This window comes from Lysobacter sp. TAB13, from assembly GCF_052113885.1.
Taxonomy (GTDB): Bacteria; Pseudomonadota; Gammaproteobacteria; order Xanthomonadales; family Xanthomonadaceae; genus Lysobacter; species Lysobacter gummosus.
On record NZ_JBFRDR010000357.1, the window covers coordinates 1 to 375 of the forward strand.

The 375-nt window shown below is 72.0% G+C and carries 1 pseudogene; it reads left to right on the top strand.

Annotated elements, in window-relative coordinates:
• Positions 1-10 precede the first annotated feature (10 nt).
• Positions 11-375, top strand: a pseudogene (locus tag AB4Y92_RS26520) (hypothetical protein); the annotation flags it as partial.

The window sequence follows — 375 nt, forward strand, 5'->3', positions numbered from 1 at the left end:
GCGCGAGACCATGCGCCGCAAGGTGGCTGAGGTCTTGCGGGAATTCGCGGTGACCGCGATCCTCGTCACGCATGACCAGGGCGAAGCACTCGGCTTCGCCGACCAACTCGTCGTGCTGAAGGAGGGCCGCCTGGTCCAGGCCGGGCCTCCGCGGTTGCTCTACCTGCAACCGCGCGACCCCGCGATCGCAAGGTTCCTCGGCGACGCGATCCTGCTGCAGGCCGAGCTCGCCGATGGCGCGGCGCGCTGCGCGCTCGGGCAGATTTCGATCGCCGACCGAACCCGGCGCGGCCCGGCGACGATCCTGCTGCGCCCCGAACAGCTTCGCCTGCGGCCGGACAACCCCGAGCACGCTGGCGGCACCGGGGGGCGGAT